14 protein-coding genes, 2 tRNA genes and 1 riboswitch are annotated in these 14345 nt (G+C 44.9%); of the genes, 11 read left to right on the top strand and 5 right to left on the bottom strand.

The window, feature by feature from the left end; genetic code table 11:
* Positions 1–35: 35 nt before the first annotated feature.
* Together AU377_RS03525 and AU377_RS03520 are read left to right on the top strand one after the other, a co-directional pair.
* Positions 36–126, top strand: a tRNA-Ser gene (locus AU377_RS03525).
* Between the two features lie 9 nt (positions 127–135).
* Positions 136–207 (top strand) — tRNA-Glu (locus tag AU377_RS03520).
* 62 nt (positions 208–269) lie between these two features.
* Here AU377_RS03520 and AU377_RS03515 read toward each other — a convergent pair.
* Entirely contained in the window at positions 270–1022 is a 753-nt protein-coding gene (locus tag AU377_RS03515; protein WP_067404291.1) for a TraR/DksA C4-type zinc finger protein, read from the bottom strand.
* 162 nt (positions 1023–1184) lie between these two features.
* A complete protein-coding gene (locus tag AU377_RS03510) occupies positions 1185–2096 on the bottom strand; it encodes a 1,4-dihydroxy-2-naphthoate polyprenyltransferase (RefSeq protein ID WP_067404288.1) in 912 nt (303 codons plus the stop codon).
* A gap of 156 nt (positions 2097–2252) precedes the next feature.
* Here AU377_RS03510 and AU377_RS03505 point away from each other — a divergent pair, with 156 nt between their 5' ends.
* From AU377_RS03505 to AU377_RS03485, 5 genes are all read left to right on the top strand, one after another.
* Positions 2253–3638: an isochorismate synthase MenF gene (locus AU377_RS03505; protein ID WP_067404285.1), complete on the top strand. Its 1386-nt coding sequence runs from the start codon at positions 2253–2255 to the stop codon at positions 3636–3638.
* Positions 3631–5343 (top strand): 2-succinyl-5-enolpyruvyl-6-hydroxy-3-cyclohexene-1-carboxylic-acid synthase, encoded by a 1713-nt coding sequence (gene menD, locus AU377_RS03500; protein WP_067404280.1) that lies wholly within the window; start codon positions 3631–3633, stop codon positions 5341–5343. The genes AU377_RS03505 and menD overlap by 8 nt, the downstream gene beginning before the upstream one ends.
* Positions 5330–6178 carry a 2-succinyl-6-hydroxy-2,4-cyclohexadiene-1-carboxylate synthase gene (gene menH, locus AU377_RS03495; protein WP_368664418.1) on the top strand — a complete coding sequence of 283 codons (849 nt, stop codon included), beginning with the start codon at positions 5330–5332 and terminating at the stop codon, positions 6176–6178. The genes menD and menH overlap by 14 nt, the downstream gene beginning before the upstream one ends.
* Entirely contained in the window at positions 6175–6993 is an 819-nt protein-coding gene (gene menB / locus AU377_RS03490; RefSeq protein WP_067404274.1) for a 1,4-dihydroxy-2-naphthoyl-CoA synthase, read from the top strand. The genes menH and menB overlap by 4 nt, the downstream gene beginning before the upstream one ends.
* 181 nt (positions 6994–7174) lie before the next feature.
* Positions 7175–8614: an o-succinylbenzoate--CoA ligase gene (locus AU377_RS03485; protein ID WP_067404271.1), complete on the top strand. Its 1440-nt coding sequence runs from the start codon at positions 7175–7177 to the stop codon at positions 8612–8614.
* A gap of 36 nt (positions 8615–8650) precedes the next feature.
* On the opposite strand, the gene AU377_RS03480 is transcribed toward AU377_RS03485, so the two are convergent.
* Both AU377_RS03480 and yidD read right to left on the bottom strand, forming a co-directional pair.
* Complete coding sequence (locus AU377_RS03480; protein WP_067404268.1) at positions 8651–9628, bottom strand: metal ABC transporter solute-binding protein, Zn/Mn family; 978 nt, start codon at positions 9626–9628, stop codon at positions 8651–8653.
* Between the two features lie 135 nt (positions 9629–9763).
* Positions 9764–9991 (bottom strand): membrane protein insertion efficiency factor YidD, encoded by a 228-nt coding sequence (gene yidD / locus AU377_RS15220; protein WP_082731912.1) that lies wholly within the window; start codon positions 9989–9991, stop codon positions 9764–9766.
* Positions 9992–10158: 167 nt separating this feature from the next.
* Between yidD and AU377_RS03475 the strand changes: the two genes are divergently transcribed.
* From AU377_RS03475 to AU377_RS03460, 4 genes are all read left to right on the top strand, one after another.
* Positions 10159–10608, top strand: a complete 450-nt coding sequence (locus AU377_RS03475; protein ID WP_172794014.1) for a Dps family protein — start codon at positions 10159–10161, stop codon at positions 10606–10608.
* 79 nt (positions 10609–10687) lie between these two features.
* Positions 10688–10996: a transposase gene (locus AU377_RS03470; RefSeq protein WP_067404262.1), complete on the top strand. Its 309-nt coding sequence runs from the start codon at positions 10688–10690 to the stop codon at positions 10994–10996.
* Between the two features lie 45 nt (positions 10997–11041).
* Positions 11042–11503, top strand: a complete 462-nt coding sequence (locus AU377_RS03465) for an NUDIX domain-containing protein (protein ID WP_067404259.1) — start codon at positions 11042–11044, stop codon at positions 11501–11503.
* On the top strand, positions 11493–12281 hold the full coding sequence (locus AU377_RS03460; protein WP_067404256.1) for a S9 family peptidase: 789 nt from the start codon (positions 11493–11495) through the stop codon (positions 12279–12281). The genes AU377_RS03465 and AU377_RS03460 overlap by 11 nt, the downstream gene beginning before the upstream one ends.
* A gap of 92 nt (positions 12282–12373) precedes the next feature.
* On the opposite strand, the gene pckA is transcribed toward AU377_RS03460, so the two are convergent.
* Positions 12374–13960, bottom strand: a complete 1587-nt coding sequence (pckA, locus tag AU377_RS03455; protein WP_067404253.1) for a phosphoenolpyruvate carboxykinase (ATP) — start codon at positions 13958–13960, stop codon at positions 12374–12376.
* A 234-nt stretch (positions 13961–14194) separates the two neighbouring features.
* A riboswitch (SAM riboswitch) is annotated at positions 14195–14313 on the top strand.
* The last annotated feature ends 32 nt before the right edge of the window (positions 14314–14345 follow it).

Raw genomic sequence — 14345 nt, 5'->3', positions numbered from 1 at the left:
GTCGTAGGTTCGAATCCTACCTGCGGAGCCATTACGGGGAAGTACTCAAGAGGCTCAAGAGGTGCCCCTGCTAAGGGCATAGGTCGCGTAAGCGGCGCGAGGGTTCGAATCCCTCCTTCTCCGCCATTACATAACGGCCCCTTGGTCAAGCGGTTAAGACACCGCCCTTTCACGGCGGTAACACGGGTTCGAATCCCGTAGGGGTCATAATACTAAAAACCTTACAAGTCATTTCGACTTGTAAGGTTTTTTTATTGAATTGCTATTTTTTATTGCTCCAATTGATCTCTTGGTTCATCATGGATGTAGCTGTCCCGGTAATGGTAAGGAATATCTCCGATGATTGACTCAAGCCCTTCTTCATCTAACTTTTTTTCATAGGCATCGGAGGCGTCTGATCGTACAAAACCTCTCGTTTGCCCGCTCATATCCGTACTTGTAAATTCCTCAATATCCTCTGCTGCGCCGTCCGATAAATCATTATCATACAAATCCGTGTAACTGTTGTAGTCTCCGATAAAGTCTGACGGTGTTTCCGATGTGCCTGATCTGGCGATTTCTTGGAAGCTGTCTTGACCATCTCGTCTTGCACCGGATCTTCTGTCACTAAATGTATTCGTGTTCGCCATGATTAACTGGTCATTTTCAACGGGCGGATCATTCGGTACATTTTCAACGGCATGTTCTACGCATAATGTTGTATGAGGAACGGCTTGTAATCGCTCAAAAGGGATGTCTGCTTGGCATTCTTCACACTTGCCATACGTGCCGTTCTCTAACGCCTGCAGCGCGTTCTCAACCTTTTTTAATTCACCTTCTGCATGATCGTTTAAAGCCATGTCTTTCTCTCGCTCATACAGTTCTGTGCCCATATCTCCAGGATGGTTGTCGTACATTGATAATTCTTCTGTGCCTTCACGGTCTCTATGGCTAGTGCTCGTTCCCTCTTCAGTTTTTGTTAGTTGCTCTTTCATTTCTAATAACTCATATTTTAGTGCAGATTTTTGCATATCCGTTAACATGAACCGTCACGTCCTTTTCGATAATACTTGTAGTATGTTCATTTTTAATCCACTTCATGAAGTAGTTAATTGTAATTTTACTTAGTACTATTTTTACCCGAAAAGCCTTGATAAAAAACATAATAAAAAAGCCTGAAACGATCGAACGTTTCAGGCCGCAGGTTACAGAAGATGACCAAGCAAGAGGCCAATTCCTAGCAATAAACCGAATAATGTGTTTGTCACAGCCGTGCCTTTCATTGCCGGCGCGACTTGAAGTGGCTGGATGTATTGTCTAAAGGTTATCACGGCTTTGATTGGTTTTGGGACGCTAAGAAAAACGAGCAATGCCCACGGTGTTAAATGGCCGAAAAGGACAAGTAGAATAATCCACACATAGGATACTGCAAAAAAGAGTAACAGAATCGTTACTGCATTGTAGCGACCCACAAGAATGGCAAGTGTTTTACGCCCGCCGACAGTATCTTCTTCAATGTCGCGAATGTTGTTCGCAAGCATAATGGCCGCAACAAGAAGCATGCTTGGAATTGATAATAAAACAGCCTCTGTTGTAACGGTACCGGTCTGGATATAAAAAGCAATGAGGATGAGTAGCATCCCCATGACGACGCCGGAAAACAATTCGCCGAATGGTGTGTAGGCGATTGGGTAAGGGCCGCCCGTATAATAATAGCCAATTGCCATGGATGCTAAGCCGACAACCGCAAGCATCCATGACGTTGACATACAAATATAGATGCCGATAAGAATGGAAATGCCATACAGTAAAAAGGCAAGATTGAGTACGACTTTAGGCTTCACGCCGTTTCTAACAATGGTGCCGCCAATTCCAATGGAGTGTTCTGTATCCAAACCTCTTTTGAAGTCGTAGTATTCATTAAACATATTCGTAGCCATTTGAATGAGAATACTTGCGGTTAACATGGCAATAAATAAAGGGAAATGAAGTTTTCCATAGGGTAATGCAATCATTGTCCCAAGAAATACGGGTGCAAATGCCGCTGTTAGTGTATGCGGACGTGTCAACTGCCACCAAATGCGCCAACCCGTATCCGCTTTAATCGTTTGTTGCAAAAAAATTCTCTCCTTCGTTGATGTAGTGCCGTCTCCATTGTACTCTAAAATGACAAAACTATGTACTGCTACTTATCAAATGCCGAAAACACTTCAAAACGGCTTGGATATGATAGAATAGAGGTGGTATTTGAATTGAGGTACGGAGGGAAAAGGATGAATCTGAAGTTAACCGCGACTGGCAATTCCTACATTGGACAAAAAAATGAAGACATTCACTTTTTTACAGAAACCATTGAAGTGGGGCGTCTATCACCACTGGCCTTTTTTGAAGCGGGGGATTCCGAATATCAACAGGAACGTTTTTATTGGCAGAATGCCGATCAAACCTTAACACTTGTAGGACTTGGACATGCAGCTGTCTTGACGAGTGATAGTGGGAGAAATCGGTTTGCTCATATATCAAATGCTTGGAAACAGCTTTGTCATGCATTAATTAAAGAAGAAAAAGATCTGGATCCCATTTTATTTGGCGGCTTTTCATTTGACCCGGAAAGCATGAAAGAGTCGGAGTGGGCGGCGTATCCTTCCGCGTATTTTGTTGTGCCTTCTTTTCAATTAGTGATCAAAAATGGTAAAACAGCTATTTCGACTAACTTGATCACTGCAGATGTAAATGCTGCGGAAGAATTTGATAAGTTGCGCGATGAAAGGGATCGTCTCATTCATATTGCACAAGTTGAGGAATTTCATCCGCAATCGAAGCCGAAAGTTGCAGAGATTACGGAAATTGAAAAAGAGCGTTATCTCCAATCGATCGAAAATGTTACGGCGAAAATTCAAGAAGGTGAAGCCGAAAAGGTTGTCATCGCGAGGTCTATGATGCTGGAGTTTGAGGAAGATGTATCGGCTGTGACAGCATTACATCATATTTCAAACGAACAGAACGAAAGTTATCATTTTGGCTTACAAAAAGGAAAGCAACTCTTTTTCGGTGCGACACCTGAACGCCTCATTGAAATTGAGAATGGCCGGGCTTATTCAGCGTGTGTCGCAGGGTCCATTAAGCGGGGCAAAACTGCGGCCGAGGATAAGGCGTTTGGAGAAGCTTTGTTAAATGATCGAAAGAATCGGGAAGAGCATCAATATGTGGTATCGATGATTTCGCAAGTGTTTCAAGATTTTTGTACGAATATGTCGATCCCGAAAGTGCCAAAGCTCATGAAAATTCGTGATATCCAACATCTCTATACGCCTGTAGAGGGTGAGATTGAGGAAGGAATCGATATTTTTAGTCTTGTACAAGCTTTACATCCAACGCCGGCATTAGGCGGTGTGCCAACGGATATTTCAATGGAAGTGATCCGTGACGAGGAGAAGATGGATCGGGGTTATTACGCAGCGCCGATCGGCTGGACGGATGCTGCAGGAAATGGTGAATTTGCCGTTGCCATTCGATCCGCGTTGCTGAGTGAAGATCGGGCTTATTTATATGCTGGCGGGGGGATCGTTGCGGATTCTGATCCAGAACTGGAATATGAAGAAACTTGGGTGAAGTTTAGACCTGTCATGCGAGCGCTTGGAGGAAAATTAGATGGGTAATCGGCAAACTTTAACAAATTATGTACGGCGAATGACGGGTGCCTTACTGAAAACGGGCGTTGAGGCGGCTGTCATTAGCCCGGGCTCCCGGTCAACGCCGCTTGCTTATGCATTTGCATCGACGCAACAGCTCAAGACGTATATGCAAGTGGATGAGCGTTCCGCAGGCTATTTTGCGTTAGGTATGGCCAAGGCCTCGGGGAAACCAGTTGTCTTGTTGTGTACATCGGGAACAGCCGCATCCAATTATCACCCAGCCATTACAGAAGCGTATTATGCGCGTATTCCATTAATTGTTATAACGGCGGATCGTCCGCATGAGTTGCGTGAGGTTGGGGCACCGCAGGCGATTGACCAAATTCGCATGTACGGTGAGCATGTGAAGTATAGTGTTGATTTTCCGCTGCCAGAAGAAAACTCAGCGGTCGATGACTTTGTTGAACGGCAGTTAAATCGGGCAATCGCGGTTGCGATGACGGCACCGTTGGGACCTGTTCACATTAATGTCCCTTTTCGCGAGCCATTGTTAATTGATTTGGAAGGGGAAGCCCCTGTCATGACGTTCGTACAGCGGATGGCAGCGAAAGATCAGTTAGACGAAGGGACCGCGGCTCAGCTGATAGAAATTTTATCATCTACAGATAAAGGGATGATCATTGCGGGTGAATTACCGGTTCATCTGGATAAAAAAGCATTTTGGCAGTTTGCGAAAGCATTGAACTGGCCGGTACTTTGTGACCCGTTATCGAATTTTCGGGCGGAAGTGCCAGCCGACTGTGCCGAATTATGCATCGATCAATACGACGCTTTATTAAAAAGTGCTTCGTTTTGCGATCGGGTAAATCCGGATGTTGTCATTCGTTTTGGTGCGCAGCCTGTTTCCAAGCCGCTGTCGCTTTACTTGAAAAACATTCGTCCGCAAGTCTATGTAGCGGTCGATGAATCACCGGAATTTCGGGATTCAATCGGAATTGTGACGCATCATGTGCAAAGTACGCCGGAAGCCGTCTTCGAATGCTGCGTTGAGCAACCGATGACTGCGTACACAAAGAAGTGGACGGAAGCGAATAAGATCGCGAAAATGATTTCTAGTGCGCATAAAGGGTATATAGGCGATGAAGGATGTTTTGCCAATCAATTGTTTGAGGGCCTGCCAAACGGCGTTGATCTTGTTAGCGGCAGCAGTATGCCAATTCGTGATGTCGATACATTTTTTAGAAAAACAGACAAAGATATTGCGATCTTTTCAAATCGAGGAACGAATGGCATCGATGGTGTCATTTCAACAGCATTAGGTATTCAAGCAGCGCGCAAACGTCCGGCGTGGCTTGTCATCGGGGATTTATCGTTCTTGCATGATGTCAACGGATTGCTTGCGACACGATTCCATGAAACGGATTTGACGATCGTTGTGATGAATAATGATGGCGGCGGTATTTTCTCTTACTTACCGCAGGCAGATATGCCGCATCATTTTGAAGAGTTGTTTGGTACGCCAACAGGCTTAACATTTGCACAAATTGCCCAGATGTATGGAGCGCAATATGACATGGTGAGGACGTCAGAGGAATTTGAAGGGGTACTTCAACGCGAGAAAGAAACGCCGCTTCGTATAATTGAAGTGTTTACGGATCGTCCGGCAAGTGTCGCAGCCCACCGCAAGATGTGGAGCAACATTGCAGAAAGACTAGATGCACATGACTGAACAAATGATTGCCATCCGAGGGATCAACATACATGTCGAGATAGATGGGGATGAACATTTGCCTGCCATCGTCTTTCTACATGGTTTCACGGGCAGTACAGCTACATGGCGGGATGTAATGAGGCGACTGCATGGAAAATACCGCATGATTGCGATTGACTTAACGGGTCACGGTCAAACGTCTGTGCCTGAAGAGGCGGCACGGTATGCAATGGAAGAGCAAACCGCGGATTTGGAAGCGTTATTTAAACTGTTAGCGCTAGATCGTTTTACGCTTGTCGGCTATTCGATGGGTGGACGTGTTGCGCTTGGGTATACAGTTCAGTATCCGAAGCGTGTAGAATCACTTGTCTTAGAAAGTGCATCGCCCGGACTGAAGACGGAAGCGGAGAGGGCTGTCCGGAGAGAGTCGGATCGTTTATTGTCGGCGCGAATTACGAATGAGGGACTCTCGAAATTTGTCGATTTTTGGGAAGGTATTCCGTTATTTCATTCACAAAAAGCGTTACCTGAAGAAAATCGGAAATTGATTCGCAAAGAGCGGTTAGGCCAACGGGCAGAGGGACTTGCGGGTAGCTTAAATGGCATTGGAACGGGAAGTCAGCCGTCCTATTGGGAAAGTCTTAAGACTATTTTAGCATCTGTTACGCTTATTACCGGTGAAATAGACGGGAAATTTGTCACTATTGCCCGGGAAATGGAACATATGTTCCTGAGCGCTCGACATGTGACAGTTCCTCAAGCCGGGCATGCGGTTCATGTGGAAAAGCCTGAAAAGTTTGTTACAATAATAGAGGAACATATGAAAAGCTTAGATGGGGGAGAAATCGAATGACTCGTCAATGGGAAACAATTCGTACATACGAAGATATTAAGTATGAACAATACGGTGCAATCGCAAAAGTTACAATAAACCGTCCGGAAGTGCGCAATGCATTTCGACCAAAAACAACTGCAGAATTGATCGATGCATTTTCACGTGCACGCGATGATGAAAGCATCGGCGTCATTATTTTAACAGGTGAAGGTAAGGATGCATTCTGTTCTGGCGGTGACCAATCTGTTCGTGGTCACGGCGGTTATGTAGGGGATGACCAAATCCCACGTCTTAACGTATTAGATTTACAGCGCCTCATTCGCGTCATTCCAAAACCGGTTGTCTCAATGGTGGCGGGCTACGCAGTCGGCGGCGGACACGTGTTGCATGTTGTTAGTGACCTAACAATCGCTGCAGACAATGCGATTTTTGGACAAACTGGACCAAAAGTCGGTTCATTCGATGCGGGTTACGGTTCTGGCTATTTAGCACGTATCGTTGGCCATAAAAAAGCGCGTGAAATTTGGTACTTATGCCGTCAGTACAATGCACAAGAAGCATTGGATATGGGGCTTGTGAACACGGTCGTACCATATGAGCAGCTAGAAGATGAAACGGTCCAATGGTGTGAGGAAATGCTCGAAATGAGCCCAACAGCATTACGTTTCCTAAAAGCGGCAATGAACGCAGATACAGATGGACTTGCAGGCCTACAGCAACTAGCAGGCGATGCAACACTTCTGTACTACACGACAGACGAAGCAAAAGAAGGCCGCGATGCTTTCAAAGAAAAACGCAAACCAGACTTCGGTCAATTCCCACGTTTTCCATAAGGAATGTTGAAAAGCTGCCTATTGTGGGCAGCTTTTTCTATATAGCCGCTTTGGATCAGTGATAAAATTGCATGGCGGTTATAAACAATTCCGCGGCGCCTCCATAGCGGTTATAACAACCGCTTAATCATTCATAACCAACAGCGTGTATACAAATTTAACTTAAAAGTAGGTGAATCAAATGATACCAAACTGGCTGATCCAGCGAGCCTATTTAACGCCAAACAAAATTGCACTGTCATTCCAAGATCGCGCGTGGACATTTGCACAATTAAAAGAAGAAGCGTTAGATTATGCAGAAAAGCTAAAGGCAAATGATTTGCATGAAGGGGATCGCATTGCACTTTTGGGTCCATCTAACGCAGAAATGGTGTGCATGATCCATGCGTGTTTGCTCGTCGGGCTTGAAATTGTCATGCTCAATAGTCGTTTATCGAAAAAAGAAATGGACTGGCAACTGGCGGATGCCGAAGCGAAAGCTGTCATTGTTGCAGATGATCTATTGGGGCTGCTTGGTTCCACTGCGGTTCCGCAACTGACATTTTCTCACATACAACAAAGTCCAAGACAACCGTTCCGAGTGGCGGATCAGTGGGACGATAACCGAACGATTACGATTATGTATACGTCAGGGACGACGGGCTTTCCAAAAGGTGTGCGTCAGACGGTCGGCAATCATGTCTCAAGTGCGCTGTCATCTGTTTTGAATCTTGGACTCCATGATGATGACGTTTGGCTTTGTTCCATGCCGTTGTTCCATATTAGCGGATTCTCGATTCTTGTCCGCTCGGCAGTATACGGGATGACCGTTCGATTGTATGAGAAGTTTGATGCGAAAGCGGTCGCGAATGAAATCCAACAGGGCACGATCACCAGAATGTCGATCGTTTCTGTCATGCTGGATCAAGTGATGCGTGAACTAGAGGCAGAACAAGCGAAAGCGCACCCGAATTTCCAAACGATGCTTGCAGGGGGCGGTTCGGTGCCAAAAGATTACATCGAACGCGCCAATAGGCTGGGCATGCCTGTTTTACAAACGTATGGGATGACGGAAACAAGCTCTCAAACAGCTACGCTTGCAGCGAGCGATGCCATTCGAAAAATCGGATCGGCGGGCAAGCCATTATTTTTTAATCAAATACAAATTAAAGACGCAAAATCACCCAATGACATCGGGGAAGTGCTCATTCGTGGTCCGCATGTGACGCCCGGTTATATCGGTAAATTTGAAGACATCGAGCCGTCCGAAAACGGTTGGTTTCCATCAGGGGATATCGGTTATTTGGATGAAGAAGGGTATTTATTTATCCTGGATAGGCGTTCGGATCTTATTATTTCAGGCGGTGAAAATGTGTATCCCGCCGAGATTGAAAATGTGTTAGCGGCACATCCAAACGTCATCGAGGCGGGGGTTTGCGGAAAAGACGATCCGCAGTGGGGGATGGTTCCTGTTGCGTTCGTTGTGGCGAATGGCGAAGTCACGCCAGCCGAATTACGATGTTTTTGCGAAGAGCGATTGGCGCGTTATAAAGTACCCACGGCATTCACATTTGTAGAAACACTACCGCGTAATGCTTCCAATAAACTGCTTAGGCGTGAACTGAGAAGCTTATTGGAATAAAGTAAAACACCCCTTGACGAAAGGGGTGTTTGCCATTTAACCGCCCAATGCGGTCCGTAATACTTCTATATTGTGCTGCATTAACGTAAAATACGTTTCGTTATTTTTTACATCATCTGGCGTCAGTACACCAAGATTATGCAGGATGAGGGAATCCGCGCCAATTTCTTTTCGGACAACATCCGTCAATTTTGATGATACATTTTGTTCAAATAATACATACTTCACATTTTTGGATTTAGCTTCTGCCACAATTTTTGCGAGCTGTTTTTGGGACGGCTCACTTTGTGAGTTCAAGCCTGCAATTGCGACTTGTTCAAATCCGTACGTGTCCGCAATATAACCGAATGCTGCATGCGACACGAAGAACGTTTTATTTGGAACCATCGCAGCCATTTCTTTAAATTGCGTATCCAGCGCTTTTAATTTATTCGCCAATGCATCATAATTCGCCTGGAAATCCGCTTCATGCGCTGGATCTTTTTCAATAAGTGCATCTTTGATAGAGGAAGCTAGGTCTATACTTAATATAGGGGAGATCCACACATGCGGATCGAATTGGCCGTGGTCGTGTTCATGTGCATCACTTTCATGATCGCCTTCCTCATGACCTTCATCATCGTGATCACGTCCTTCTTCCAGTCGATCGGTAGAAATGTTCGCAGCTGTCGCAACCATCTTCACCTGTTCATTTTTTAATGTTTTCTCCGCATTTTCCACAAAACCTTCTAGCCCCAGTCCGATATAGAAAAACAAATCGGATTTCGCAAGCGAGATCATATCTTTCTGGGTAGGTTCAAATATGTGTTCATCGGCCCCAGTCGGATAGATCGATTGCACATCAACGTATTCACCGCCGATTTGCTCGGTGAAATATTGAAGAGGATAGACGGTTGTATAGACTTTTAATAGGTCATTCGGTTCCTGCTCAGAGCTTCCTTTTGTGCCGCAAGCTGCTAAAACGAGCAGGCAAGCGCATGCAAGCAGGCCCATTTTCATTTTTATTTTTCGCATAGTTTTGATCCCCCGTAATTAATCGAAATGATTACGATTTACTGTTTTTTTATAATATCGCATAAATTACCATTTAGCAATAGAAAAATGCCGACAAAAAAGCCCGGCCGAAGCCGAGCCGTACAATATCGTCATTTAGCGATGTGGTTTCCGGTCCGGTACCGGATCGAATCCGCCTTCGTGGAAAGGATGGCATTTAGAGACTCGCTTTAACGTGAGCCATGATCCTTTCAATGCCCCGTGTTTTTCCAGAGCATCGACACCGTAACGTGAACAAGTTGGATAAAAGCGACATGTTGGGGGTTTCATAGGTGAGATTGCCTTTTGATAAAACTTGATCAGAAAAATCAATACTGTCTTCATTTCTGAATCACCTCTATCAGTCAATTATACTTCGGCATAAATGTGACTGAATTTTATATTTGCCACAACTGCCAAAGGTTCAACCCGTAAAAGTTGCTGTTAAGTTTATTCTATCCACGTCTGTGGTAAAATAACAGCGAGATGCATTATAAAAGGAGATGTTCTACTTGCGAGAAAATTTAATCAAAGAGCTCAACAAACAAGTTTCTACATGGTCTGTGATGTATGCGAAGCTGCATAACTATCATTGGTATGTGAAAGGTCATCAATTTTTTACATTGCATGCGAAATTTGAAGAATTATACAATGAAGCGACGGCACATATGGATGAAATCGCAGAGCGTATTTTGACGCTTGGCGGCGAACCGACAGCTACGTTAAAAGAACATTTAACGGAGTCGGTTGTTGAAGAAGCAACTGGGAATGAAAATGCGGATGATATGGTGCGCACCATTGCGAGCGACTATGGAAAAATTATGACGTCACTCAAAAGCGGTATGGAAGTTGCGGCAGCGGCTGGCGACGATATGACTGAAGACCTTCTAAATGCTACCTACCAAAGCATTGAAAAACACCAGTGGATGCTAAATGCATTCCTCGGTGAAGATAATAAATAATTTTCCGAAACCATGCATCCCTCGGGTGCATGGTTTTCCTTTTAAAAGCCCATTCTATTTAAAAGGAAGGTGTTTTAGAATGGAAACTTATAAAATGTACGTCTCAGTGAAAGATCAGCAAGTTTATCAATACCCAGATGACTCTCCGTGGGAATATGCGGTGGAAATTCCACGTGCGTATATTCCCATTTTTAGTCGTTTATTTGAGCAGATGAATCAGCTGGAATTTAGAAATTTTTTTCGTTCGCATTTGCCATATATCCCGTATCATTATGACCGCGATAATCATGAGATTGATAAGCGTTCTGCTAAAGTATATGCATTGATTCATGAGTTTACGGATGAGGAGTCGAAAAGAGTGATTGAAAAGCTTCCGTACTTTCATTGAATGAAGTGATTTCTTTCGTTAAGATAAACGAAAGGATGTGAGGCGATGTATACATTTACGGATGTGAATGGGGGACGTGTTGAGCTGACATTCGGCGACAATCGCTTTGGGATGGAAGCACGGCATGTTCTCGTTGTGTTGAAGCATGAAAATCGATGGTTGTTAACGCGGCATGAGGTGCGTGGCATTGAATTTCCAGGCGGCAAAGCAGAACCCGGCGAACTAGTTGAAGCAGCGGCGATTCGCGAAACGATGGAGGAGACGGGTGTTGAGCTGACGAATGTAGGTAAATTTGCCGAGTATATCGTCGACAGTAATATCACTTTTTGTAAAGCTGTATTCACAGGGACGGTCGTGCGGATCGAAGAAAACCCAACGCTTTTTGAAACGAGCGGCGCCGTTTGGTTAACGGATGAAGAGCTGGATGCCTGTCAGGAGTTAAGCTTTCATATGAAAGGCACCGGCATGGAATTGTTAAGAAAGTGGGTGGTAGAACATGCATCATAATGGTTCGATTGTTCAGCGTAGGCCGTATCCATCCCCAAATCCACATGTGCAGTTGGAGGAAATTACATATTATTCGGATGGCTTAAAGGTGAAGGGGTTATTGGCTGCGCCGATTGCAGAAGGGCAGTATGAAGGGCTTCTCTACTTACGGGGCGGCATTCAACATGTGGGCATGGTGCGTCCAGCACGTGTTGCACAGTTCGCCTCCCACGGATTTATTGTGTTTGCCCCTTATTACCGAGGGAATCGCGGCGGGGAAGGGCGCGATGAATTCGCCGGCGATGACCGTCAAGATGCGGTAAATGGTGTAGAAGTGCTAAAACAACATCCAATGGTGGATAAAGAGCGTATTCACTTATTTGCTTTTTCGCGGGGCGGCATTATGGCACTGTGGACGGCCATTTTACGCGACGACATTACATCTGTTGTCACATGGGCGGGTGTGTCGGATGTCGTGTTTACATACAATGAACGAAAAGATATGCGGCGGATGATGAAGCGGGTTATCGGTGGCACACCGAATAGTATGCCGGAAGAATACCGCGATCGCACGGCACTTTTTCGTGTGAATGAAATTGATGCACCTGTGCTCATTATCCATGGTATGCGCGATGTCAATGTGTCCTATCAGCAAGCGGTGCTACTGGAAAATGCATTGCGCGAGCATGATCGACCGTATGAAACTTGGTATTTTCCGGCGTATACGCACTTTATTCCCCCGGTGGAAAATGCACGACTTGTACGAGAGTTGTGTGAGTGGATGCGGAAGTGCACTTAGCATTCCGAAGTTGCACTTACACGTACGAAGAGGCTTCCACCAATCAAAAAAACCCGACGAACGCCGTTGTTCGTCGGGTTTACTATTGCAAATTATGCAGTCGGTCCGCCTTTAAGAGAAATCTCTTCAGAAACCGTACCGAATTTCTTGAAGTTTTCACGGAAAAGATCTGCTAGTTCGTTTGCTTTTTTGTCGTATGCATCGACGTCAGTCCATGCATTACGTGGATTCAATACTTCGGAAGGAACGCCTTCGATCGCTGTTGGCATTTGAAGACCGAATACTTCGTTCACTTCTGTTTCGACATCGTTCAATTTGCCTGCAAGTGCAGCGCGTACCATTGCGCGTGTGTATTTAAGATCCATACGCTTTCCGACGCCGTATTCGCCGCCAGTCCAGCCAGTGTTCACAAGGAATACTTGTGCACCGTGCTCGTCGATTTTCTTTCCTAACATTTCTGCGTAAACCGTTGCATGAAGCGGTAAGAAAGGTGAACCGAAGCAAGTAGAGAACGTTGCTGTTGGCGATGTAATGCCGCGCTCCGTGCCTGCAAGTTTCGATGTGAAGCCACTTAAGAAGTGGTACATCGCTTGCTCTTTTGTTAATTTTGAAATTGGTGGCAATACGCCAAATGCATCAGCCGTCAGGAATACGATTGTTTTCGGGTGACCCGCTATCGACGGTGTGACAATGTTGTCGATATGATGGATCGGATACGCAGCGCGCGTATTTTCTGTTAATGAATTATTGTCATAATCTGGCACACGTGTTTCCGGATCGACGACAACGTTTTCAAGGACAGATCCAAAGCGAATCGCACCGTGGATTTCAGGCTCTTTTTCAGCAGACAGATTGATACATTTCGCATAGCATCCGCCTTCGATGTTGAAGACGCCATTGTCGGACCAGCCGTGCTCGTCGTCACCGATCAGCTTGCGATTTGCATCCGCCGATAATGTCGTTTTACCTGTTCCGGAAAGTCCGAAGAACAATGCCACGTCACCCTCATCACCAACGTTTGCTGAACAGTGCATTGGCAAAATGCCTTTTTCAGGAAGCAAGAAGTTCATAATCGAGAAGATCGATTTCTTCATTTCACCTGCGTATTCCGTTCCACCGATCAGAACGACGCGTTTTTCAAGAGAGACAATGATAAATGCTTCTGAATTCGTTCCATCTACTTTTGGATCTGCTTTAAAAGTCGGCGCAGAAACGATTGTAAATTGAGATTCATGTGCAAGCAATTCTTCTTCAGTTGGGCGAATGAACAATTGGTGGACGAACAAGTTATGCCACGCAAATTCATTAATCACTTGAAGTGAAAGTCTGGAAGCAGGATCTGCACCCGCGAAGCCTTTAAATACGAACAGTTCATCTTTCCCATGTAAATGTGTAAGAACTTTCGCGTAAAGTCGTTCAAATACATCAGAAGAAATCGGAACGTTTACTTTGCCCCAGTCGATTTTGTCTTTTGTAGACGCATCTTCAACGATGAATCGATCTTTAGGGGAACGACCTGTGTATTTACCTGTTTCTGATACAATCGCACCGTCTGCTGTTAACTTCGCTTCCCCGCGGCTAACGGCCTTTTCAACTAATTGCGGTACAGATAATTGTACCTGTACGTTTTTACCAGAAAGAAGCATATTTAGCTCATCACCAATCTTTGCAGAGATCATCACTATCATCCTTTTCATTGTAGTATATGGAAGAAAATACCTTTTAATTATCAAATCTAACGAATATGTGATTAGTATAACACATTTAGAATAATAGTCTATACTATTTCAAAATTCAAGTCGTACTTGGAAAAAGATTAAGAATTGACATTGTTGGTCGGAAAATGTTTGCTCTAAATGAAAAAACTTGACAGATAATGATTTTTTACGTAGGATATTTAATTGAAACGGATACTCTTATCCCGAGCTGGTGGAGGGATCAGGCCCTATGAAGCCCGGCAACCTGCAAAGACGAAAGTCTAACGCGAAGGTGCCGAACCTGATGCAAGGCATAGTTCCTTGGACGATAAGAGTGAAAGGTGCTTGTAAAATTATGCCTTTCCTC

This window comes from Sporosarcina sp. HYO08, assembly GCF_001563475.1.
Lineage (GTDB): Bacteria > Bacillota > Bacilli > Bacillales_A > Planococcaceae > Sporosarcina.
The sequence above is the reverse complement of the archived record's forward strand: the minus strand, read 5'-3'. Positions and strand labels throughout refer to the sequence as shown.

Coding starts and splice junctions, on each gene's coding strand:
- AU377_RS03485 (WP_067404271.1), top strand. CDS start 7,175: ATGATACCAAACTGGCTGATCCAGCGAGCCTATTTAACGCCAAACAAA.
- yidD (WP_082731912.1), bottom strand. CDS start 9,991: ATGAAGACAGTATTGATTTTTCTGATCAAGTTTTATCAAAAGGCAATC.
- menD (WP_067404280.1), top strand. CDS start 3,631: ATGGGTAATCGGCAAACTTTAACAAATTATGTACGGCGAATGACGGGT.
- AU377_RS03460 (WP_067404256.1), top strand. CDS start 11,493: ATGCATCATAATGGTTCGATTGTTCAGCGTAGGCCGTATCCATCCCCA.
- menB (WP_067404274.1), top strand. CDS start 6,175: ATGACTCGTCAATGGGAAACAATTCGTACATACGAAGATATTAAGTAT.
- AU377_RS03465 (WP_067404259.1), top strand. CDS start 11,042: ATGTATACATTTACGGATGTGAATGGGGGACGTGTTGAGCTGACATTC.
- AU377_RS03505 (WP_067404285.1), top strand. CDS start 2,253: ATGAATCTGAAGTTAACCGCGACTGGCAATTCCTACATTGGACAAAAA.
- pckA (WP_067404253.1), bottom strand. CDS start 13,960: ATGATCTCTGCAAAGATTGGTGATGAGCTAAATATGCTTCTTTCTGGT.
- AU377_RS03480 (WP_067404268.1), bottom strand. CDS start 9,628: ATGCGAAAAATAAAAATGAAAATGGGCCTGCTTGCATGCGCTTGCCTG.
- AU377_RS03470 (WP_067404262.1), top strand. CDS start 10,688: ATGGAAACTTATAAAATGTACGTCTCAGTGAAAGATCAGCAAGTTTAT.
- menH (WP_368664418.1), top strand. CDS start 5,330: ATGCACATGACTGAACAAATGATTGCCATCCGAGGGATCAACATACAT.
- AU377_RS03515 (WP_067404291.1), bottom strand. CDS start 1,022: ATGTTAACGGATATGCAAAAATCTGCACTAAAATATGAGTTATTAGAA.